The 18,786-nt window shown below is 71.9% G+C and carries 19 protein-coding genes and 1 pseudogene; 10 read left to right on the forward strand and 10 right to left on the reverse strand.

Annotation, left to right across the window (positions count from 1 at the left end; genetic code table 11):
* Positions 1-32 precede the first annotated feature (32 nt).
* The 3 genes from MHY29_RS00565 (at position 33) to MHY29_RS00575 (ending at position 2,863) form a co-directional block, all read left to right on the forward strand.
* Positions 33-1,271, forward strand: coding sequence for a pyridoxal phosphate-dependent aminotransferase (locus tag MHY29_RS00565; RefSeq protein ID WP_239237903.1), 1,239 nt, complete (start codon positions 33-35; stop codon positions 1,269-1,271).
* Entirely contained in the window at positions 1,264-2,151 is an 888-nt protein-coding gene (locus MHY29_RS00570; RefSeq protein ID WP_370643408.1) for a PPK2 family polyphosphate kinase, read from the forward strand. Before MHY29_RS00565 ends, MHY29_RS00570 begins: the two co-directional genes overlap by 8 nt.
* A gap of 127 nt (positions 2,152-2,278) precedes the next feature.
* Positions 2,279-2,863: a type 1 glutamine amidotransferase domain-containing protein gene (locus MHY29_RS00575; protein ID WP_224356644.1), complete on the forward strand. Its 585-nt coding sequence runs from the start codon at positions 2,279-2,281 to the stop codon at positions 2,861-2,863.
* Positions 2,864-2,977: 114 nt separating this feature from the next.
* Here the strand turns inward: MHY29_RS00575 and MHY29_RS00580 are convergent, their stop codons facing one another.
* Together MHY29_RS00580 and xseA are read right to left on the reverse strand one after the other, a co-directional pair.
* Positions 2,978-3,244 carry an exodeoxyribonuclease VII small subunit gene (locus MHY29_RS00580; protein ID WP_239237904.1) on the reverse strand — a complete coding sequence of 89 codons (267 nt, stop codon included), beginning with the start codon at positions 3,242-3,244 and terminating at the stop codon, positions 2,978-2,980.
* A complete protein-coding gene (gene xseA, locus MHY29_RS00585; protein WP_239237905.1) occupies positions 3,241-4,533 on the reverse strand; it encodes an exodeoxyribonuclease VII large subunit in 1,293 nt (430 codons plus the stop codon). Before xseA ends, MHY29_RS00580 begins: the two co-directional genes overlap by 4 nt.
* A gap of 161 nt (positions 4,534-4,694) precedes the next feature.
* Here xseA and MHY29_RS00590 point away from each other — a divergent pair, with 161 nt between their 5' ends.
* The 3 genes from MHY29_RS00590 to MHY29_RS00600 are packed head-to-tail and all read left to right on the forward strand — an operon-like array spanning position 4,695 to position 7,406.
* The gene (locus MHY29_RS00590; RefSeq protein WP_239237906.1) at positions 4,695-5,759 is read left to right on the forward strand and encodes a hypothetical protein; all 1,065 of its coding nucleotides are present in this window, start codon (positions 4,695-4,697) and stop codon (positions 5,757-5,759) included.
* 10 nt (positions 5,760-5,769) lie between these two features.
* Positions 5,770-6,870, forward strand: coding sequence for a 4-hydroxy-3-methylbut-2-enyl diphosphate reductase (locus MHY29_RS00595; protein ID WP_224356648.1), 1,101 nt, complete (start codon positions 5,770-5,772; stop codon positions 6,868-6,870).
* Positions 6,871-6,929: 59 nt separating this feature from the next.
* Positions 6,930-7,406, forward strand: a complete 477-nt coding sequence (locus MHY29_RS00600) for a gluconokinase (protein WP_224356796.1) — start codon at positions 6,930-6,932, stop codon at positions 7,404-7,406.
* A 55-nt stretch (positions 7,407-7,461) separates the two neighbouring features.
* On the opposite strand, the gene rmuC is transcribed toward MHY29_RS00600, so the two are convergent.
* Together rmuC and MHY29_RS00610 are read right to left on the reverse strand one after the other, a co-directional pair.
* Positions 7,462-8,814, reverse strand: a complete 1,353-nt coding sequence (gene rmuC / locus MHY29_RS00605; RefSeq protein WP_239237907.1) for a DNA recombination protein RmuC — start codon at positions 8,812-8,814, stop codon at positions 7,462-7,464.
* 81 nt (positions 8,815-8,895) lie between these two features.
* A complete protein-coding gene (locus tag MHY29_RS00610) occupies positions 8,896-9,336 on the reverse strand; it encodes a hypothetical protein (protein ID WP_239237908.1) in 441 nt (146 codons plus the stop codon).
* A 72-nt stretch (positions 9,337-9,408) separates the two neighbouring features.
* Here MHY29_RS00610 and MHY29_RS00615 point away from each other — a divergent pair, with 72 nt between their 5' ends.
* The gene (locus MHY29_RS00615; protein ID WP_239237909.1) at positions 9,409-9,936 is read left to right on the forward strand and encodes an O-acetyl-ADP-ribose deacetylase; all 528 of its coding nucleotides are present in this window, start codon (positions 9,409-9,411) and stop codon (positions 9,934-9,936) included.
* A 20-nt stretch (positions 9,937-9,956) separates the two neighbouring features.
* Here the strand turns inward: MHY29_RS00615 and MHY29_RS00620 are convergent, their stop codons facing one another.
* Genes MHY29_RS00620 through MHY29_RS00635 form a run of 4 tightly spaced genes read right to left on the reverse strand, consistent with a single transcriptional unit; the run spans position 9,957 to position 13,610 of the window.
* Positions 9,957-10,631: a response regulator transcription factor gene (locus tag MHY29_RS00620; protein WP_180535928.1), complete on the reverse strand. Its 675-nt coding sequence runs from the start codon at positions 10,629-10,631 to the stop codon at positions 9,957-9,959.
* Complete coding sequence (locus tag MHY29_RS00625; RefSeq protein WP_239237910.1) at positions 10,628-11,854, reverse strand: sensor histidine kinase; 1,227 nt, start codon at positions 11,852-11,854, stop codon at positions 10,628-10,630. The genes MHY29_RS00620 and MHY29_RS00625 overlap by 4 nt, the downstream gene beginning before the upstream one ends.
* Positions 11,851-12,642 carry an ABC transporter permease gene (locus MHY29_RS00630; protein ID WP_239237911.1) on the reverse strand — a complete coding sequence of 264 codons (792 nt, stop codon included), beginning with the start codon at positions 12,640-12,642 and terminating at the stop codon, positions 11,851-11,853. Before MHY29_RS00630 ends, MHY29_RS00625 begins: the two co-directional genes overlap by 4 nt.
* Positions 12,639-13,610 (reverse strand): ABC transporter ATP-binding protein, encoded by a 972-nt coding sequence (locus tag MHY29_RS00635; protein ID WP_239237912.1) that lies wholly within the window; start codon positions 13,608-13,610, stop codon positions 12,639-12,641. Before MHY29_RS00635 ends, MHY29_RS00630 begins: the two co-directional genes overlap by 4 nt.
* A 227-nt stretch (positions 13,611-13,837) precedes the next feature.
* On the opposite strand from MHY29_RS00635, the gene MHY29_RS00640 reads away from it, so the two are divergent.
* The 3 genes from MHY29_RS00640 to MHY29_RS00650 all read left to right on the forward strand — a co-directional run bounded on the left by MHY29_RS00640 (position 13,838) and on the right by MHY29_RS00650 (position 16,782).
* A complete protein-coding gene (locus tag MHY29_RS00640) occupies positions 13,838-14,353 on the forward strand; it encodes an Hsp20/alpha crystallin family protein (protein WP_224356655.1) in 516 nt (171 codons plus the stop codon).
* A gap of 103 nt (positions 14,354-14,456) precedes the next feature.
* A complete protein-coding gene (gene ychF / locus MHY29_RS00645; RefSeq protein WP_239237913.1) occupies positions 14,457-15,542 on the forward strand; it encodes a redox-regulated ATPase YchF in 1,086 nt (361 codons plus the stop codon).
* Positions 15,543-15,570: 28 nt separating this feature from the next.
* Positions 15,571-16,782 (forward strand): hypothetical protein, encoded by a 1,212-nt coding sequence (locus MHY29_RS00650; protein WP_239237914.1) that lies wholly within the window; start codon positions 15,571-15,573, stop codon positions 16,780-16,782.
* A 297-nt stretch (positions 16,783-17,079) separates the two neighbouring features.
* Here MHY29_RS00650 and MHY29_RS00655 read toward each other — a convergent pair.
* Positions 17,080-17,487 (reverse strand): annotated as a pseudogene (locus MHY29_RS00655) (phosphatidylinositol kinase); the annotation flags it as partial.
* A 7-nt stretch (positions 17,488-17,494) separates the two neighbouring features.
* The gene (locus MHY29_RS00660) at positions 17,495-18,649 is read right to left on the reverse strand and encodes a glycerate kinase (protein WP_239237915.1); all 1,155 of its coding nucleotides are present in this window, start codon (positions 18,647-18,649) and stop codon (positions 17,495-17,497) included.
* Between the last annotated feature and the right edge of the window lie 137 nt (positions 18,650-18,786).

Raw genomic sequence — 18,786 nt, forward strand, 5'->3', positions numbered from 1 at the left:
CCGCAGACGGGCGACGGTGCCAGAATGGGCCAATGGCACCCAGCACTCCCCGCGAATTCCGCCAGTCCTCCAAGCTGCTGAACGTGCGCTACGACGTGCGCGGCCCCATCCTGGAGGAGGCCCAGCGCATGGAGGCCGCCGGCCACCGCATCATGAAGCTGAACATCGGCAACCCCGCGCCGTTCGGCTTCGAGGCGCCGGACGCGATCCTCCAGGCCATGTACCAGCACCTGCCCCACGCGCAGGGCTACTCCGACTCCAAGGGCATCTACTCGGCCCGCACCGCGGTGTCCCAGTACTACGAGTCCCGCGGCATCCGGGACATCTCCGTGGACGACGTGTTCATCGGCAACGGCGTGTCCGAGATGATCACCATGGTCCTGCAGGCGCTCGTGGACGACGGCGACGAGATCCTCGTCCCGTCCCCGGACTACCCGCTGTGGACGGGCGCGACCACCCTCTCCGGCGGCAGGGCGGTGCACTACCGGTGCGTTGAGGAGGAGGGCTGGGCCCCGGACCTCGAGCACCTGGAGTCGCTGATCACCGAGCGCACCAAGGGCCTCGTGATCATCAACCCGAACAACCCCACCGGCGCGGTCTACTCCCGCGAGGTGCTCAACGGCGTCGTGGACATCGCGCGCCGGCACAACCTGGTGCTGCTCGCGGACGAGATCTACGAGAAGATCACCTACGACGGCGCTCGCCACATCAACGCGGCCGGCCTGTCCGACGACGTCCTCACCCTCACCTTCTCCGGCCTGTCCAAGGCCTACCGAGTGGCCGGCTTCCGCTCCGGCTGGGTGGCCGTGTCCGGCCCGAAGCACCGCGCGAAGGACTTCCTCGAGGGCCTGACCCTGCTCTCCAACATGCGGATGTGCGCCAACGTGCCCGCGCAGCACGCCATCCAGGTGGCCCTGGGCGGGTACCAGTCCATCGAGGACCTGATCCTGCCGGGCGGGCGCCTGCTGGAGCAGCGCAACCTCGCGCAGAAGCGCCTGAACGACATCCCCGGCGTCTCCGTGCAGCCCGCCCACGGCGCGCTCTACCTGTTCCCGCGCCTGGATCCCGAGGTCTACGGGATCGACGACGACGAGAAGTTCGTGATCGAGCTGCTCCAGGCCAAGAAGATCCTCGTCTCGCACGGCGGGGCGTTCAACTACCCGCAGCCGGACCACTTCCGCCTGGTGACCCTGCCGAGCGTGAAGGACCTGGACATCGCACTGGATCGACTCGAGGACTTCCTCGAGGACTGGAGGGAACGCCGTGGCTGACACGCCTGAGAACCGCTTCACCGAGCCCGTCCGCACCCTGCTGCGCGCCCGTCGCGCGGACGGGGCGCCCGTCGGGCCCGCCGACGTCGACCCGCACGGCAAGCCGGGGTTCGACGGGGGCAAGTCGGAGGGCAGGGCCGTCCTCGCCGCCCGCTCCGAGCGGCTGGGGCAGCTGCAGGAGCTCCTCTACGCCCAGTCCACCCGCGAGGCCGACGGGGGCGTCCCCGCCCCGTCCGTGCTCCTGGTGGTGCAGGGCATGGACACCGCCGGCAAGGGCGGGATCATGCGCCACGTGGTCGGGCAGATGGACCCGCAGGGCGTGGACGTGCACGCGTTCAAGCGGCCCACCCCGGAGGAGGCGCGGCATGACTTCCTGTGGCGCGTGCGCCCGCACCTGCCCATGCCCGGCACGCTCTCCGTGTTCGACCGGTCCCACTACGAGGACGTGCTGATCCAGCGCGTGCGCTCCCTGGCCCCGGCCGAGGAGATCGAGCGCCGCTACACGGCGATCCGCGAGTTCGAGACCGAGGCCGTGGCCGCGGGCATCCGCGTGGTGAAGGTGATGCTGCACATCTCCCCGGAGGAGCAGAAGGCGCGGCTCTCCGAGCGGCTGGAGCGGGCGGACAAGCACTGGAAGTTCAACCCGGGCGACCTCGACGAGCGCGAGCTCTGGGACGAGTACCAGGAGGCGTACCGGGTGGCCCTGCACCGCACGGATGCCACCGACGCCCCGTGGTTCATCGTGCCCGCCGACCGCAAGTGGTACGCCCGCGTGGCCGTGCAGGACCTGATGATCGAGACCCTCGAGGCGATGGGCCTGACCTGGCCCGAGGCCGACTTCGACGTCGCGGCCGCCCGCCGTCGCCTGCTGGCGGGCTGAGCGCCGCCGTCGTCGCGATGGGCGGGCAGTGGTGCTCGGACCTTGCCAAGCCCGGGGCCGCGGTGAGTTAATTCATGAACGCCGGGCGCCGCAGAGGCGCGCCGGATCCGATCCGAAAGGTGGACCCATGACTGAGAACGCTGTCCAGAACGCCCCGCTGACCGGCAAGACCGTCGCGTTCCTCGCGACCAACGGCGTCGAGCAGGTCGAGCTGACCTCCCCGTGGGAGGCCGTGATCGCCGCCGGCGCGACCCCCGTGCTCGTCTCGCCGGAGTCCGGCACCATCACCGCGATGCAGTCCGACTGGGATCACGGCGAGTCCTTCGAGGTGAACACGACGGTGAAGGACGCCAAGGCCGAGGACTTCCACGGCCTCGTGATGCCGGGCGGCACCCTGAACGCGGACGCCATGCGCGTCAACAAGGACGCGCAGGCGTTTGTGCGTGCCTTCTTCGACCAGCACAAGCCGGTGGCGGCCATCTGCCACGCCCCGTGGACCCTGATCGAGGCCGGCGTCGTGGACGGTCGCCGTCTGACCAGCTACGCGTCCCTGGAGTCCGACCTGAAGAACGCGGGCGCCCAGTGGGTGGACGAGGAGGTCGTCGTGGACAACGGGCTGACCACCTCGCGCTCCCCGGAGGACCTCGACGCCTTCAACGCCAAGCTCGTGGAGGAGCTGGGCGAGGGCAAGCACGAGGACCAGACCGCCTGACCGACGTCGGGCGCGAGTCGCGCGGGGGCGGGGGCCGATGGCCCCCGCCCCCGCCGTTTCTCGAACGAAAGCGTGGCGGAGGCCGCCGTTTCTCGAACGAAAGTGGGGGCGGGGTCAGTCGGCGTCGGGGGCGGCCTCGCCGCGCACCTGGTCGAGGCGGGCGCGGGCGCCGTCCAGCCAGGCCTGGCAGCGGTCGGCCAGCGCCTCCCCGCGCTCCCACAGGGCCAGGGACTCCTCGAGCCCGGCGCCGCCGGCCTCCAGCTGGCCCACGACCTCCACGAGCTCGGCCCGCGCCTGCTCGTAGCTCATGCGGGCCACGTCCGAGGTGTCGGCGGACGTGAATCCCCCGACGGCCGTTCCCTGCTGCTCCTGCTCGGTCATGCGTCCTCCTGGGTGGGGGTGGGGGTCTCGACGGGGGTGACGTCCGTGACGTAGGCCTCGATCCGGCCGGCGGCCACGAGCACGTCCAGGTCGGCGCCGGGGGCGACGTCCTCCGCGCGGCGGACGACGTGGCCCGCATGCTGGACCACGGCGTAGCCGCGGTCCAGGGTCTGCTGGGGGGAGAGCGCGCGCACCTGTGCCCGCAGCGCGGACACGGCGTCCGCCTCCCGGGCGAGCCGGTGCCCGAGGGCCACCCGGCCCCGCTCCTGCCAGCGGCCGAGGTCCTCGGTGCGGGCGTCCACCATCACGTGCGGGTGGGCGAGCACGGGTCGCGAGCGCAGCGCGGCCAGAGCGTCGGCCTCCCCGCGCACGCGGCGCTCCACCGCCCCCGCCAGCCGGAGCCGGGCCTCGCGGATGCCGGCGGACTCCTGGGCAGCGTCCGGGACGATCCGCTTGGCGGCGTCCGTGGGGGTGGAGGCGCGCAGGTCCGCGACGTCGTCGAGCACCGGCCGGTCCGCCTCGTGCCCGATGGCCGAGACCACGGGGGTGCGGGCCGCGGCCACGGCGCGCACGAGGGCCTCATCCGAGAACGGCAGTACGACCTCCTCCAGGGCCCCGCCGCCGCGGGCGATCACGATCACCTCGACCTCCGGCCGCGCGTCGAGCTCGGCGAGGGCCGCCGCCACCTGGCGCGGAGCGTCCGGGCCCTGGACGGCGACCTCGCGGACCTCGAACACCGCCGCCGGCCAGCGCAGGTGCGTGTTGCGGACGACGTCCTTGAGCGCGTCCGAGTCCCGCCCGGTGATCAGGCCGATGACCCCGGGCAGCACGGGCAGCTGCCGCTTCCGGGCGGGGGAGGTGAGCCCCTCCTCGGCCAGGCGGCGACGCAGCAGCTCGACGCGGGCGAGCAGGTCACCCAGGCCCACGGGGCGCATCTCCTGCACCACCATGGACAGCCGCCCGCCCTTGACCCAGAAGTTGGGCTTCACCCGCGCGACCACGCGCGAGCCCTGCTGGACGGACGGGTCGATGCCCGCGGCGACCGCGCGCCAGGCCGTCAGCGGCAGGGAGACCTCCTCCTCGAGGTCCCGCATCGTCATGTACAGATTGCCACGGTTGTTCTTGTGCTCGATCAGCTGGCCCTCGATCCACGTGGCCGGCGCGCGCTCGATGTGCAGCTTCAGGTTCTCGGAGAGCCGGTGCAGGGGCCAGGGCCGCTCCGGGGACGTCTCCGAGGCCGTGGCGGGCACGACGACGGTCCCCTCCTCACGCGCTGCGCTCTCCTCCACGCGGCCTCCTGCTCCTCGTCCTGCCCCCGCGGCGGGGGTCCGCTCCTGACACGGGGCGCTCGCCCCGGGCCTGCGTCCAGAGTCTGTCACTACCCTCGGACACCGTAACCCGCCGCGCCGGAGCCCTCCGCGTGCGGCCCCTGACCCGTGGAAGGCGGCCCATGCGCTCCCTGCTCTCTCTGCTCTCCGCGGTCCTCGCGGCGCTGCTGGCCGTGCTCGCCACCGCCGGCGCCCTCGTGGACCGCACGGCCCACCAGCCGGACACCGTGCGGCAGGTGGCCGAGCGCATCGCCGCCGACGACGCCGTCCGCGCGGCCGTGCCCCGGGCGGTCACCGACTCGATCGAGGGCGCCGTCCCCGAGTCCGTCCCTGCCCCGCTCACCCAGCTGGCCCAGGACATCGTGCGCCCGATCGCTGAGGACGTGGCCAAGGACCCGGACGTGGCCACCGGCTTCGCGGACACCGCGGACGAGGCCCGCCGGGCCTGGCTGATGGACCTGGAGCGCGCCCGTGACGGCGGGGAGCACGCTCCCGGCGGAGAGTTCCGCATCCCCTTCGGGCCGGTCGCCCAGTCCGGCGTCGCCTCGGCCGTCGGGGACCTGGAGACGCGGCTGCGCTCCGATCAGCTGAACCTGCCGGGGCAGTCGATCGTCGAGGCGATCGTCGGCGTGGACGTGGGCACCTGGGCCGCGGACACCCTCGTGAAGCCCCTCTACGACCGCGCCGCCGAGCTGCGGGACAGCACCGACCTGACCATGACCGTCCGGGTGGACGCGCTCGCGGGCACGGACCGGGCCACGGTGGCGCGCTGGGTGGACGCGTCCGCGCACTGGCGGTGGGCAGCCGGCGGCTCGGTCCTGGCGCTCGTCGCCTCCCTGCTGCTCGCCCGCCGGGGCCGTCGCGGGCTGGCCCTCGCGGTCGCCGGGGTCACGGTGCTGCTGGCCGTCCTCCTGGCCTCCTCCGCCATGGACTCCTCCCGGTGGTCGCTGGCCGCGCCCGACGGCGCCACCGGCGGGGTGGCCGCGCTGGCACGGGCCGCGGAGGCCGCGTTCCGCCCCGCGGTCGCGGACGTCCTGGCGCCCTGGCTGGGCGGGCTGACCACGTGGGGCACGGTGGCCCTGCTGGCGGGTCTGGTGCTCATGGCGATCGAGGTCCTTGCCGGGCCCGTGCGCCGCAGACTGGCCCGCACCCGTCCCAGCGGGACCGGCTCGCACACGGGCCGATAGCATGGACGGCATGTCCGTTCCCACCGCCTCCGCCCCGTCCACCGTCGGCCTCGGCATGCCGCAGGTGCCCCGCACCCGCCGCTCCCGCGAGGAGGTCGAGGCCGCCGCGCCCGTGGCCGGGGACAAGCGCGTCCTGCTGGCCGCGCCCCGCGGCTACTGTGCCGGCGTGGACCGCGCCGTCGTCGCCGTGGAGAAGGCCCTGGAGCACCACGGCGCTCCCGTGTACGTGCGCAAGGAGATCGTGCACAACCGGCACGTCGTGGACACCCTGACCGAGCGCGGCGCGGTGTTCGTCCAGGAGCTGGACGAGGTGCCCGCCGGCGCGCTCACCGTGTTCTCCGCCCACGGCGTGTCCCCGGCCGTGGTCGCCGAGGCGGCGGAGCGGGACCTGCAGACCATCGACGCCACCTGCCCCCTGGTGACCAAGGTGCACCGCGAGGCCGTGCGCTTCGCCCGGCAGGACAAGCGGATCCTGCTGATCGGGCACACCGGCCACGAGGAGGTCGAGGGCACCTACGGGGAGGCGCCGGAGCACACCACGGTGATCAACGACGTCGAGGAGGCCCGCACCGTCCAGGTCGACGACCCGGACAACCTCATCTGGCTCTCCCAGACGACCCTCTCCGTGGACGAGACCCTGGAGATCGTGGCGGTGCTGCGCGAGCGGTTCCCGAACCTGCAGGACCCGCCCTCGGACGACATCTGCTACGCCACCTCCAACCGCCAGGCGGCGATCAAGAGGATCTCGCCGCAGTGCGACCTCGTGATCATCGTCGGCTCGGCGAACTCCTCGAACTCCGTGCGCCTCAAGGAGGTCGCCCTGGAGTACGGCGCGGCCCGGGCCGAGCGCGTGGACTTCGCCTCCCAGGTGGACGAGTCCTGGTTCGAGGGCGTGGCCACCGTCGGCCTGTCCTCGGGCGCCTCCGTGCCGGAGGTGCTGGTGCAGGACGTGCTGGCCCTCCTGGCCGACTACGGCTATGGGCAGGTCGAGGAGGTCGTCACCGCGGAGGAGGACATCATCTTCTCCCTGCCCAAGGAGCTGCGCGCCCAGCTCAAGCAGGCCGGGGACGAGGAGCGCTCCCTGGGCGGGCGGCGTCGCCCCGCCGAGTGACCGGGCAGGCCGGGCCCGCTCGGGCCCTCCCGGACCTGGCGGGCACGGCGGTGGTGGTGATGGGCGTGTCCGGCTCCGGCAAGACCGTGCTGGCGCAGCGCCTGGCCCAGGCGCTGGGCGTGCCGTTCGCCGAGGGGGACGAGTTCCACTCGGCCGAGGCCGTGGCCAGGATGGCCGGCGGCACCCCGCTCACCGACGAGGACCGGGGGCCGTGGCTGCGCCGGATCCGGGACTGGATGGGCTCCGGGGTGGCCGCGCGCGGGGCCGTGGTCACCTGCTCCGCGCTGAAGCGCTCCTACCGGGACGTGCTGCGCGAGGCCCCCGTGCGGGTGGTGTTCCTCCACGTGGAGACCCCGGCGGAGCAGGTCCTGCACCGCATGGAGCGCCGCCGACACTTCATGCCGCCCGCGCTGCTGCCCGGCCAGCTGGCGACCCTCGAGCCGCTGGAGGCCGACGAGGAGGGGGTCGTCCTGGCGAACGACTCCACCATGGAGGAGCTCACGGAGCGCGCGCTGCGAGCCCTCGCCGACCTCTGACCAGGCCTGGGTGTCACGGCCGAGCCCGGGGGGGCGCTCCGGGGGCGGCCAGGGCTCAGGCGGTGCGGCGGTCCGTGTCCCAGGCGGCGTCCTCGGTCCACTCGTCGTCCTCCCAGAGGGGGGACTCCTCGAAGGCCGGGGCGGGCTCGGGGCGATCCTCTGCGGCCGCGGAGCCGGCCGGGGTCCAGCCCTCGTCCACGGGTCCGTCCCCGTCCACCAGCTCCGGCGCGGTGAGCGGGCGCGGGGCGTTGTCCACGCTGCGCACGTCCGCGAGGGCGGGCAGCCCCGGGTCCGCCTCGCGGAGGGTGCGGGCGGCGGGGAGCACGCGGGACTCGACGTTGCCGACCAGCCGGTTGTAGCCGTCCACGGCGGCCCGCAGGGAGCCGCCCATCCTGTCCAGGTGGGAGCCCATGGTGCCGAGGCGGTCGTAGAGCTCGCGCGCGCCGGAGACGATCAGCTGCGCGTTCTCCGCGAGGCGCTCCTGCCGCCAGGCGTAGGCCACGGACTTGAGCGCGGTGAGCAGGGAGACCGGCGCCACCAGCGCGACGTTCCGTGAGAACGCGTGGTCCAGCAGGGCGCCGTCCGCGTCCAGGGCGGCGGCCAGAAGGGACTCCGCGGGCAGGAAGCACAGCACCAGCTCGGGGGAGCGCTCGAGCCCGGTCCAGTACGCCTTGGCGGAGAGGGCGTCCACATGGCGACGCACGGCCGCGGCGTGCCGGGCGTTCAGCGCGGCCCGGCGCTCGGCCGCCTCCTCTCCGGGCTCGTCCGCGAGGGCCTCGGCGGCCAGGGCGTCCCCGATGGGGGCCTTCGCGTCCACGGCGAGGGTCTTGCCGCCGGGCAGGGAGACGAGCAGGTCCGGGCGCAGGCGCTCGCCGTCCCGGCCGGTCATGGTGGTCTGCTCGGAGAAGTCCACGTGGCGCAGCATGCCCGCGGCCTCGACCACGCGGCGCAGCTGAGCCTCGCCCCAGTGCCCGCGCGCGGACGTGGATTTCAGCGTGGCCATGAGGGAGGCGGTCTGGTTCAGCAGGTCGCGGTCGTTCGCGGCGGCCGTGCGCAGCTGCTCGCCGAGGCGGCCGAACTGCGCGGCGCGGTCCCGCTCCAGCACGCCCACCTGCTCCTGCAGCGCCCCGAGCTGCCGGCCCAGCGGGGCGAGGGTCTCCAGCACCCGGGCGTCCGTGCGGGCTCGCTCGGCGTCCTCCGCACGCTGCTGGGTGAGCGCCCGGGACTCGGCGCGGGCCCCGGCCAGTTCCTCCCGCACGGCCGCGTGCTCGCGGCGCAGGGCGTCCAGCTCGGCCCCGGCGGAGCCGTCGGCGGCCCCGTCCATGCGGCGCCACATCAGCCATGCGCCCACGGCGGCGCCCACCAGCAGCCCCAGGGCCAGCGTGATCACGAGGGTCAGGAAGTCCATGCCGACCACTGTCCCACCGGGGCCGGACACGCTAAGGGGCGGCGCGCCGTCGTCGGGCGCCCGGGCAATCTGACCCCGGACTCAGCTGATCTGCCCGAACAGGGGGTTGTGGCCGTTGGCCACGATGTGCGGCTCGCCCTCGATCCGGCCGGTGATCTCCGTGCCGGGGATGCCGGGCACGTACTCGAACACGAGGCGGACGGACTGCGCGGCGGCGGCGTCGAACGCCTCGACGGCCACGGCCGGGCGCGGGCCCTGCGGGGTCTGCACCTCGCCGTCGAACACGGCGACGGCGCGCTGGGGGAGCGGCTGGATCCGGCCGACCTCGGCGGCGGCCTGCTCCGGGGCCAGGTCGGGCAGGGTCCACATGCCGCGGGCGCCGTCGGCGGTGACCGCGAGGATCGTCGGGTCGAACACGGCCTGCCGGGTGAGGGTGTCGAACACGTGGTCCACGGCCAGGGAGACCAGCGGGAGGATCTCGTGGGTGGGCGGGGTCACGGGGGTCTCGGGAGTCTGGCTCACGCCCCCGACGCTACCGCGCGCCGGCCGGCCGCACCTGTCCCGGCCGGGGCGCTCGTGCCTACGGTGACCGGCATGAAGCTGAGCATCGTCCCCGGGGACATCACGGCCACGCACGCCGACGCGATCGTGAACGCCGCCAACTCCACCCTGCTCGGCGGCGGGGGCGTGGACGGCGCCATCCACCGCCGCGGAGGGAAGCGGATCCTGGCGGAGTGCCGCCGCCTCCGCGAGACCGAGCTGCCGGACGGGCTGCCCGCCGGGCGGGCCGTGGCGACGACGGCGGGGGACCTGCCCGCCCGCTGGGTCATCCACACGGTGGGCCCGGTGTGGGCCAAGACCATCGACAAGTCGGACACGCTCGCCTCCTGCTACCGGGAGTCCCTGCGGGTGGCCCGCGAGCTGGGCGCCCGCACGGTGGCCTTCCCGGCGATCTCGGCGGGCGTCTACGGATGGCCCATGGACGACGCCGCGCGCATCGCCGTCGAGACCTCACACGCCATGGCGGACGAGGTGGGCGACGTGGTCGAGGAGGTGCTGTTCGTGCCCTTCGGGGACCGGGCCGAGGCCGCGTTCCGTGCGGCGCTCGAGCATCTCACCTGAGCTCCTCCGCTGAGCCGCCCCTACAGCCACCCGCGGTCGCGGGCGACCGTCGCGGCCTCGCCGCGCGTGCTGGTGGCCGTCTTGCCGATTGCCGCGCTCAGATGGTTGCGCACCGTGCCCGCCGAGAGGTGCAGGCGCCCGGCGATCGCCCGGACGGAGGCCCCCGTGAGCGCTTCGCGCAGCACGTCGACCTCCCGCGGGGTCAGCGGGCTCGGACCCGCCGCGAGGGTGTCCACCGCGAGCGAGGGATCCACCACGCGCTCGCCGCGGGCCACCGCGCGCACGGCGTCGGCGAGCTGCTCGGCCGGGGTGTCCTTGACCACGAATCCCCGGGCCCCGGCGGCCAGGGCACGTTCCAGGTAGCCGGGACGGCCGAAGGTCGTCACCATCAGCACGGCGCAGCCCAGGCCACGGTCCCGGATCCGGCGCAGGGCCTCGAGCCCGTCCACCCCGGGCATCTCGATGTCCAGCAGCGCGACGTCCACGTCATGGGTCTCGACCGCGTCCGCCACCTCGTCCCCGGAGGCCGCCTGGGCGACGACGGTCAGGTCCGGCTCGGTGTCCAGGAGGGCGGCCAGGGCACCGCGCACGAGCGCCTGGTCGTCGGCCAGCAGCAGGCGCAGCGGAGCCCCGGGTCCGAGACCGGCTGCGGGCGGCGACGCCGGGGACGGGGCCGGGTCGGCTGACTCTCTCATGCGTCCATCCTGCCCTCGGTGGCGGGCAGGACCCCGCGCGCGGCCTCCGGCGTGGTCCCGCCCCAGTGCACGGCCACGCCGGTGCCGGCCCCGCCCAGCCCCGGCCCCACCTCGAGGCGCGCGCCCTCCGCGGCCGCCCGCTCGGCGAGGGTGCGGGGGCCCACGCCCGCGACGACGGCGGCCGGCAGCCCGGCGCCGTCGTCGAGCACCGCCACGTGGTGGGCGTCCAGGCTGATGCGCACCCGGCGGGCCCCGGCGTGGCGGAGCACGTTGGTCACGGCCTCGCGCACGATCCACGCGGCCAGGGCGCGGCGACGCTGCGGCACCTCGGTGACCGCGCCGGGCGGCGGGGCCTCGACGGCCATCCCGGCGTCCCGCAGCGCCCCCACGGAGAGGGAGAGCTGCCCACCCAGCTCCGGGGCGGCGAGCTCGGCGACGGCGGCCCGCGCCTCGGCGAGGGCCGTGCGGGACAGGGCGATCACCTCGGCGGCCTCCTCCTTGGCCCGGGCGGGGTCCGTGTCGATCAGCCGGTGCACGAGCTGGGTCTTGACGTTGATGGTGGTCAGGGAGTGGCCCAGGATGTCGTGCAGATCCCGACCGAGCCGTTCCCGCTGGCCGGCGAGGTCGAGTTCATGCGTCATCTCCACGACCCGGTCGTCCCGGGCGATCGCCAGGCGCATGCCCACCAGCACCACCAGGAGGACGGCGAGGTTGCCCAGCACGACGGGCAGGGCCGGATCGCCGGGGAAGAACAGCAGCCCGGTCGCCAGCGCCGCGGCCATCGTGGCCCCGGCGCCGGTCAGGCCCACGCGCAGCCGGTGGGGGAAGATCCACGTCGCCACGAGGAAGGGGGAGTAGAGCAGGGCGTGGACGCCCAGGATCCGGGTCAGCACGGCCACACACCCGGCGAGCACGAACCAGGTGAGGACCGTGTTGGCCCAGGCCGGCCACGCGCGCACCGGGCGCGGCACCACGAACGCGGCCAGGTAGACGAGGATGAAGACCACGATGGCCGCCACCCCCAGGATCGCCTCGCCCCGCCCGTCCCCGGGCGTGAACGCCCGGCGGAGGAGCTCGACGAGGACGAAGCCGAAGCTGATGAGCCACACCCCGGCGAACCCCAGCGTGGACGGCCACAGGTGCAACGGCAGGACGGCGGGGTCGTGCTCCGCCGTGCCGACCGTCGGGCGGGCCGGCGCCGGGGGTCCGCCGGCGGGGCTCATGCGCGGGCCGTCCGGGAGCGGGAGGCGAACAGGCAGACCACCGTGAACACGGCGGTCCAGGCCAGCAGGTTCACGATCGGCAGCCACAGCGGGTCCGCGGCGGCGGGTTCCGTTCCCATCGGCGCCCTCTCTCCCTCCATCTGCGGCCACCGGGCGAGGGCGCCGGCCCCGTACACCGGAGTGAAGCGCCCGATGTCCAGCATGATCCCCGAGAGCGGGATGAACAGGTTCCCGAGGAAGCCGAACACCACCAGGATGCCCGACGCCGCGGACACGGCGGCCTCCGAACGGAAGAGCAGGGCGGCCGCCAGGCCGAACAGCGCGAACGGCAGCGAGGACACCAGGGCGAGGGCGCCCGTCGCGAGCCAGCGCAGCGGGCCGTCGAGCTCCGCGCCCGTGAGCGCGCCCGCGGCGAGCACGGCGAGCACGGGCAGGGCGGCCATGGCCAGGGCCACGAGGCACTTGCCGGCGAGGTAGGCGCCCGGGGTGAGCGCGGTCAGGGAGAGCTGGCGGCCCCAGCCGGACTGGCGCTCGACGGCGGCCGAGCCGGCGATCGAGGTGGTGGCCATGACCGCCCCGTACACGGCCATGCCGGTCATGGTGTACGCGGACGCGTTCCCGTGGCCGACGGGGAGGTCTCCCCAGTCGGAGAGCGCGCCGAACATGAGGTAGAGCGCCACGGGGAGGACGACGATGAAGAACGAGTTCTCGATCATCCGCACGTTGCGGACGAACTCGCGGCGTGCATAGCCGAACAGTCGGCCGGGGGCGGTGGTGGTCGTGCTCATGCGAGTGACTCCTGCGTCTCGGAGGGTGCCGACTGGCCGGCGTCGGTCAGGGAGAGGAACACGTCGTCGAGGGAGGCGTGGGTGATCGCCAGGTCCTCGACGAGGCGCTCGTTCAGCAGGTGGCGGGCGACGTCGTCGCCGGTGACCCGGCCCCCGGCGGGGACGCGCACGCGCAGGCGGCCGGGGGAGAGGTGCTGTGGTTCGAGCTCGACGGCGTCCCGCGGCAGGCCCAGGGCGGCGGCGAGGCGGGCGGGCGCGTCCGGATCGCCTCCGCCGCCGGCCCAGCGGCCCGTGAGGGTGACGGACCCGCCGGTGGCGAGCTCGGCGGGCGTGCCGTCCGCGTGGATCCGGCCCTCGCGCATCAGGACGATCCGATCCGCGAAGTCCTCGGCCTCGGGGAGGAAGTGGGTGGCGAACACGATGGTGCGGCCCCGGTCCGCCTCGGCGTGCATGGTGTCCCAGAAGTCGTGGCGGGCGCGGACGTCCATGCCCGCGGTGGGCTCGTCCAGGATCAGCAGCTCGGGGTCGGTGAGCAGGGCCAGGGCGAAGCGCAGCCGCTGGCGCTCGCCGCCGGAGCATTTCTTCACTCGGCGGCCGGCCAGCCCGGTGAGGCCGGCGCGCTCGAGGGCGGCGGACACGCCGATGTGGCGGCGGTGGCAGCCGGCCACCATGGCCACGGTCTCGCGGACGCTCAGGTCCTCCAGCAGGCCGCCTGTCTGCAGCACTGCGCCCACCCGGCCCTGGCGGACGGCGGCGACGGGGTCGGAGCCGAGGATGCGGACCGTGCCGTCCGAGGGCGGGCTGAAGCCCAGGGCCATGTCCAGCAGCGTGGTCTTGCCGGCGCCGTTGGGCCCGAGGAGGGCGAGGACTTCGCCGGCGGGGACGGTGAGGTCCACGCCGTCCACGGCCCGGACCGGTCCGAAGCGGCGGGTGAGTCCCCGGGTTGCGAGTGCGGGTGCGTTGCTCATGGCTCCAGCCTCGCCGCGGGGCGCGCCCCGCGGGAGCGGCAGACGTCAGGAATGCGCCATGACGAATGTCATGGGTGGGGCCGAGCCGCAGCGTGCGGGCTGTCCCTCAGAAAGTTGAGCGGAGTTCACGCAGATTTCTGGAATAGGTTCGCTGGGCGTGCTGTTGTGGTGATCAGACGCCGCGGTGTCAGCGGCGCCCACCCGACTCCCGAGGAGAGTGAACCGACATGGCCCGTCCCATCGATCCGTTCCGTGAGATGGAGCGTCCCTTCCGTGAGATGGAGCGCCTGGTGAACGGTCTGACGACCCGCGCGACCGGCACCGCGTCCATGCCCATGAACCTGTACCGCGAGGGCGACGCCTTCGTCGCCGAGGTCGAGCTGCCGGGCGTGGACCCGGCGTCGATCGACGTGGACGTCGAGGAGCGCACCCTGACCATCCGCGCCGAGCGCAAGGAGGCCGCCGCCTCCGAGGGCCGCCAGTGGCTGACCCGGGAGCGCTCGTCCGGCACGTTCGCCCGCCAGCTGACCCTGGGCCAGGGCCTGGCCCTGGACCGCATCGAGGCCGACTACCGCGACGGCGTGCTCGTGCTGAGCATCCCCGTGGCCGAGCAGGCCAAGCCGCGCAAGATCCAGGTGAAGCACTCCGCCGCCGACCAGGTGGAGGGCCAGGAGGTCGCCGGCCAGGAGTCCGTGCAGGACTCCGCCGCGGTCGAGGCCCCGCAGCAGCCCTCGGGCGAGTGACCGCCTGAGCCGCTGATCGGCTGAACCGACGACGCCGGCGCCGCACCTCCGCGTGGGGGTGCGGCGCCGTCGTCGTGTCCGGGCGCCCCGGTAGAGTGGCTCCGTGGCTTTGACTATCGGATTCGTGGGACTGCCCAACGTGGGCAAGTCGACCCTGTTCAACGCGCTGACGCGCCAGACCGTGCTCGCGGCGAACTACCCGTTCGCGACGATCGAGCCGAACGTGGGCGTGGTGAACCTGCCGGACGAGCGGCTGCCCCAGCTGGCCGAGATCTTCGGCTCCGAGCGCATCCGGCCGGCCACGGTGTCCTTCGTGGACATCGCGGGCATCGTGAAGGGCGCCTCCGAGGGGGAGGGCCTGGGCAACCAGTTCCTGGCGAACATCCGCGAGGCCCACGCGATCGCCCAGGTGGTGCGCGCGTTCGACGACGGCGACGTCGTCCACGTGGACGGCAAGGTGGACCCGGCCTCGGACATGGAGACCATCAACACCGAGCTGATCATCGCGGACATGCAGACCGTGGAGAAGGCGATCCCGCGCGTCGAGAAGGAGGTCAAGGGCAAGAAGAAGGAGCCCGCCGACCTCGAGGCGCTGCAGGCTGCGCTCGCGGTGCTGGAGCGGGGCGAGACGATCTTCGCTGCGAAGGACAAGGACAAGCTGGACATGGACCGGCTGCGGGAGCTGGGCTTGCTCACCGCCAAGCCGTTCATCTACGTGTTCAACTCGGACGAGGGCGTGCTGGGGGACGATGCCAAGCAGCAGGAGCTGCGCGATCTGGTGGCCCCCGCCGACGCCGTGTTCCTGGACGCCAAGCTCGAGTCCGACCTCGTGGAGCTCTCCGAGGAGGAGGCGGCCGAGATGCTGGAGATGGCCGGCCAGGACGAGTCCGGGCTGGACCAGCTGGCCCGCGTCGGCTTCTCCACCCTCGGCCTGCAGACGTACCTGACGGCTGGGCCGAAGGAGACGCGCGCGTGGACCATCCCGGTCGGCGCGACGGCGCCCGAGGCTGCCGGCGTGATACACACCGACTTCCAGCGCGGCTTCATCAAGGCGGAGATCGTGAGTTTCGATGACCTGATCGCTGCCGGGTCCATGGCCGAGGCGAAGGCCGCGGGCAAGGTGCGCATGGAGGGCAAGGAGTACATCATGCGCGACGGCGACGTGGTGGAGTTCCGGTTCAACGTTTGACCTCGTTTTTGAGGATGAACGGAGGAAAGTGATGGACGCTGATTCACTGGACAGCGAGGCCGGAGAGAAGATCCATCTGGCCTTTATGATTCCAGCTGACGAAACAAGACCCGAACATCATTTCGAGTTTGTTGGCCATGACCTGGTGGGCGAACAAGATGTTAACTGGGTGTCAGAATTCGCAGATAGTATTCGTCTTGCGAACTCGTCAGATGCGTTTCAAATGTTCGATGAATCATGGTTGCAGATTTCTGGCCTCCTAGAGACCCTGAGCGAACTTCCACCAGCGAAGCCGTCTGGTCCATTTGCGTGGGATCATGAGAAACAGGTTCGCCGCTTCTTCTTCTTGGTTGCAAACTATCTTTCTTCGGGTCGCACATATATCGAGTCCACCGACACTCTTCTTGTTCGACAATTTGGCAAAGATTCGGAATTAGCCAGGGATTTCAAGTCGGATTTATCGGACGCATTCGATAATGTCCCAGGATATGCCATTTGCTATCATCTTCGCAACATTCTTGTCCATACCGGCTCGCTTCCTGGGTCGCTGTCATTCAGCACAATAGATGATAGTGATCTGGTCAAAGTTGAGTATACTATCGCCAAGAGTGAAATGCTAGCGATTCGCGACTGGAATAAGTCCGTAAGGAGTGTGATTGTCGGACTACCTGACGTGATTGATTTTCTCGAATTAATTCGAGCTAATTTTCAAGCAATTGTTCGCATTGAGCGCCGACGTGCTCGACGTCAGATGGAATTGCTTATGAATGAAATCCCGCGATTCCGGTCCATTTGTGCTGCCGCTCGTATGCCTGAGGGTGCCATCCCCATGGTCGCCAGCATTGAGTCGCCTGGCGGGGGTGTCCATCATGTGGCGCATCGAGTCATCCCTCACGAATCGGCCCTTGCTGATCTTGAGTTAGCTCATAGTGAGGGGGATGTCCTTCGAGCGGCCCGCATCCTGGTGAATGATGCGACTGAAGACTCTTCGGAGGGCGGGGGCCTAGGGGATGCTGCTCTTGAGCGTAGATTGATGATGAGTCGTCGACTGGCGCTTACGTACTCTGTACATGGGCCCGAAGCCCTGTCGTCTGCGGTTGCGGAGATTGTGCGTCACGGGCCGAGGAACTCTGCAGCTGCAATATCCGGCATGGTAGAGCAGTGTGCAGTGCTGGCAGGAATGATCAATCAAATTTCGGGGATTTCGCATAGTCGAATATTTGGCTACCCTGAAAAGTAAGAGGTCCAGCGGGTTCACTCCGCCACCATACTTCCCACGCGATTCGTCATGGGCGTGCGCCGGCTGGGTGTTGTGGCTCATGAGGTCGGGCTGGCACACGTCCGCCTCCGCGCAAGGTGGCCGACACGGGATTCGTGTCTCGTGGCGAGGCAATCCTCCGGTACTTGGCCGCTCTCTCTGTGCCGTGACGAGGTGCTGACCGATCACAGTCGGTGCCGACTTACAGCTGTGCTTACTGGCCGCCACCGTCGTGTTTTTGCGTCGAGCTGACGGACCCAGCCGCCGCCGACGGCGACCCTAGAACAGCGGCCAGGGCACCGCCGGTGTCCGGCCACTCGGGGCGGGGAATCGCTCGTCCTCGAGCAGCCGGGTGCACCGCGCGCCGAGCGCCGCGGTCTCCTCCGGCAGGAGCAGGCCTGCGAGCTTGCCCCCCAGGTCGCCCGGCATTCCGGCGAGAACTCGGGCCACGCCGTCGCGCTCCTCCTCGCTCAGCTCCTCACCGATCCATCCCCACAGCACGGTCCGCAGCTTGTCCTCCACATGGAACGTCAGCCCGTGGTCCACCCCATACCGGTGACCGCCGGGCATGGCGAGGATGTGGGCGCGCTTGCGGTCGGCGTTGTCCACGATCACGTCGAACACCGCCATGCGGCGCAGGGCAGGCGTCGAGTCCCCATGGGCCAGGACGAGCCTCCGCCCGTCCTCACCCCCCTCACCGTGTGAGATCGGCGGGGGAGCAGGCCATCACCAGTCGCCCGACGTCGCGGGCGGTCGCGGTCAGGTCCTCTGCCGTACGCCGGATCGCTGTCGCCAAGTCCTGGGGCCCGCGGCCAATGGGCACGATCGCGGTGATGCCCTCGTCGTAGAGGGTGTCCGCGTCCTGTCCCACGGAGCCCGCGAGGACGATCACCGGGATCGCACGACCGACTGAGCGCACGGCCTGGGCCACGCCGATCGGCACTTTCCCGGCCAAGGACTGGCCGTCGATGCGCCCCTCCCCGGTGATGACGAGGTCAGCGGTCTTCACGAGGTCGTGGAAACCCGCCGTCTCGAGGACGGCGTCGATACCCGGCTTCAAGGTGGCCCCGATGAAGGCGTGCAGGCCACCGGCGAGACCCCCCGCCGCTCCCGCACCGGGGAGCGCATCGATCGCGACCCCGAGGTCTCGCTCGACGATGCCGGCAAGATGGGCCAGTCCGGTGTCCAGGCTCACCACTGATGCAGGATCCGCCCCCTTCTGGGGGCCGAACACGTGGGCTGCACCCTGCGATCCCGTGAGGGGGTTGCTGATGTCACACATCACCTCCACGTCGACGTCGCGGAGCCGGTCTCGTGCCGGGGTGGAGTCGATCCGGGCAATCCGGGTGAGGGTGTCGCCGGTCGGAACGAACTCCTCACCCGCGGCGTCGAAGAACCGGACGCCGAGGGCCGCGGCAGCGCCCGTGCCGCCGTCCGTCGTCGCGCTCCCGCCGGCCCCGACGATGACTCTGCGCGCGCCAGCGGACACCGCGTCAAGGATCTGTTCGCCGACCCCGAACGTCGTGGCCCGTCCCGTGTCCTCGCGTCCGGAGGCGAGCGGCAGCCCGGCACATGTGGCTGTCTCCACCACCGCCACGTCCGGCGCGACCAGTCCGTAGTGGACAGGCACGCGCTCGCCGTAGAACACCCCGCAGACGGTCGCGGATCGCACGGCGCTCCCTGCGGCAGCCACGAAGGCCTCGACGGTGCCCTCCCCGCCGTCGGCGATGGGCACCACGAGGACCTCGGCGTCGGTGACCGACGCGAGACCCGCCGCGATCGCGGAGCCCGCCTCCCGCGACGACAGGGCCCCCTTGAACGAGTCTGGGATGACGATGATGCGCTGCACGCGTGGATCTCCTAGGTGTGATGTCCAGGGACGTTGTTGCGTGAGCAGCTGACAGGCGAAGGCCTCCTGTTGCGAGAGTGGAGTTGTCAAGAAACCGCTCACGCGAACAGAAGGCCTTCATGTCCCACGCTAACGCC

Source organism: Micrococcus sp. ACRRV (genome assembly GCF_022346985.1).
GTDB lineage: Bacteria > Actinomycetota > Actinomycetes > Actinomycetales > Micrococcaceae > Micrococcus > Micrococcus porci.

Excerpts from the sequence above, each read along its gene's own strand:
- MHY29_RS00565 (WP_239237903.1), top strand. The coding sequence starts at position 33 with ATGGCACCCAGCACTCCCCGCGAATTCCGCCAGTCCTCCAAGCTGCTG.
- MHY29_RS00575 (WP_224356644.1), top strand. The coding sequence starts at position 2,279 with ATGACTGAGAACGCTGTCCAGAACGCCCCGCTGACCGGCAAGACCGTC.
- MHY29_RS00580 (WP_239237904.1), bottom strand. The coding sequence starts at position 3,244 with ATGACCGAGCAGGAGCAGCAGGGAACGGCCGTCGGGGGATTCACGTCC.
- MHY29_RS00590 (WP_239237906.1), top strand. The coding sequence starts at position 4,695 with ATGCGCTCCCTGCTCTCTCTGCTCTCCGCGGTCCTCGCGGCGCTGCTG.
- MHY29_RS00595 (WP_224356648.1), top strand. The coding sequence starts at position 5,770 with ATGTCCGTTCCCACCGCCTCCGCCCCGTCCACCGTCGGCCTCGGCATG.
- MHY29_RS00600 (WP_224356796.1), top strand. The coding sequence starts at position 6,930 with ATGGGCGTGTCCGGCTCCGGCAAGACCGTGCTGGCGCAGCGCCTGGCC.
- rmuC (WP_239237907.1), bottom strand. The coding sequence starts at position 8,814 with ATGGACTTCCTGACCCTCGTGATCACGCTGGCCCTGGGGCTGCTGGTG.
- MHY29_RS00615 (WP_239237909.1), top strand. The coding sequence starts at position 9,409 with ATGAAGCTGAGCATCGTCCCCGGGGACATCACGGCCACGCACGCCGAC.
- MHY29_RS00620 (WP_180535928.1), bottom strand. The coding sequence starts at position 10,631 with ATGAGAGAGTCAGCCGACCCGGCCCCGTCCCCGGCGTCGCCGCCCGCA.
- MHY29_RS00625 (WP_239237910.1), bottom strand. The coding sequence starts at position 11,854 with ATGAGCCCCGCCGGCGGACCCCCGGCGCCGGCCCGCCCGACGGTCGGC.
- MHY29_RS00630 (WP_239237911.1), bottom strand. The coding sequence starts at position 12,642 with ATGAGCACGACCACCACCGCCCCCGGCCGACTGTTCGGCTATGCACGC.
- MHY29_RS00635 (WP_239237912.1), bottom strand. The coding sequence starts at position 13,610 with ATGAGCAACGCACCCGCACTCGCAACCCGGGGACTCACCCGCCGCTTC.
- MHY29_RS00640 (WP_224356655.1), top strand. The coding sequence starts at position 13,838 with ATGGCCCGTCCCATCGATCCGTTCCGTGAGATGGAGCGTCCCTTCCGT.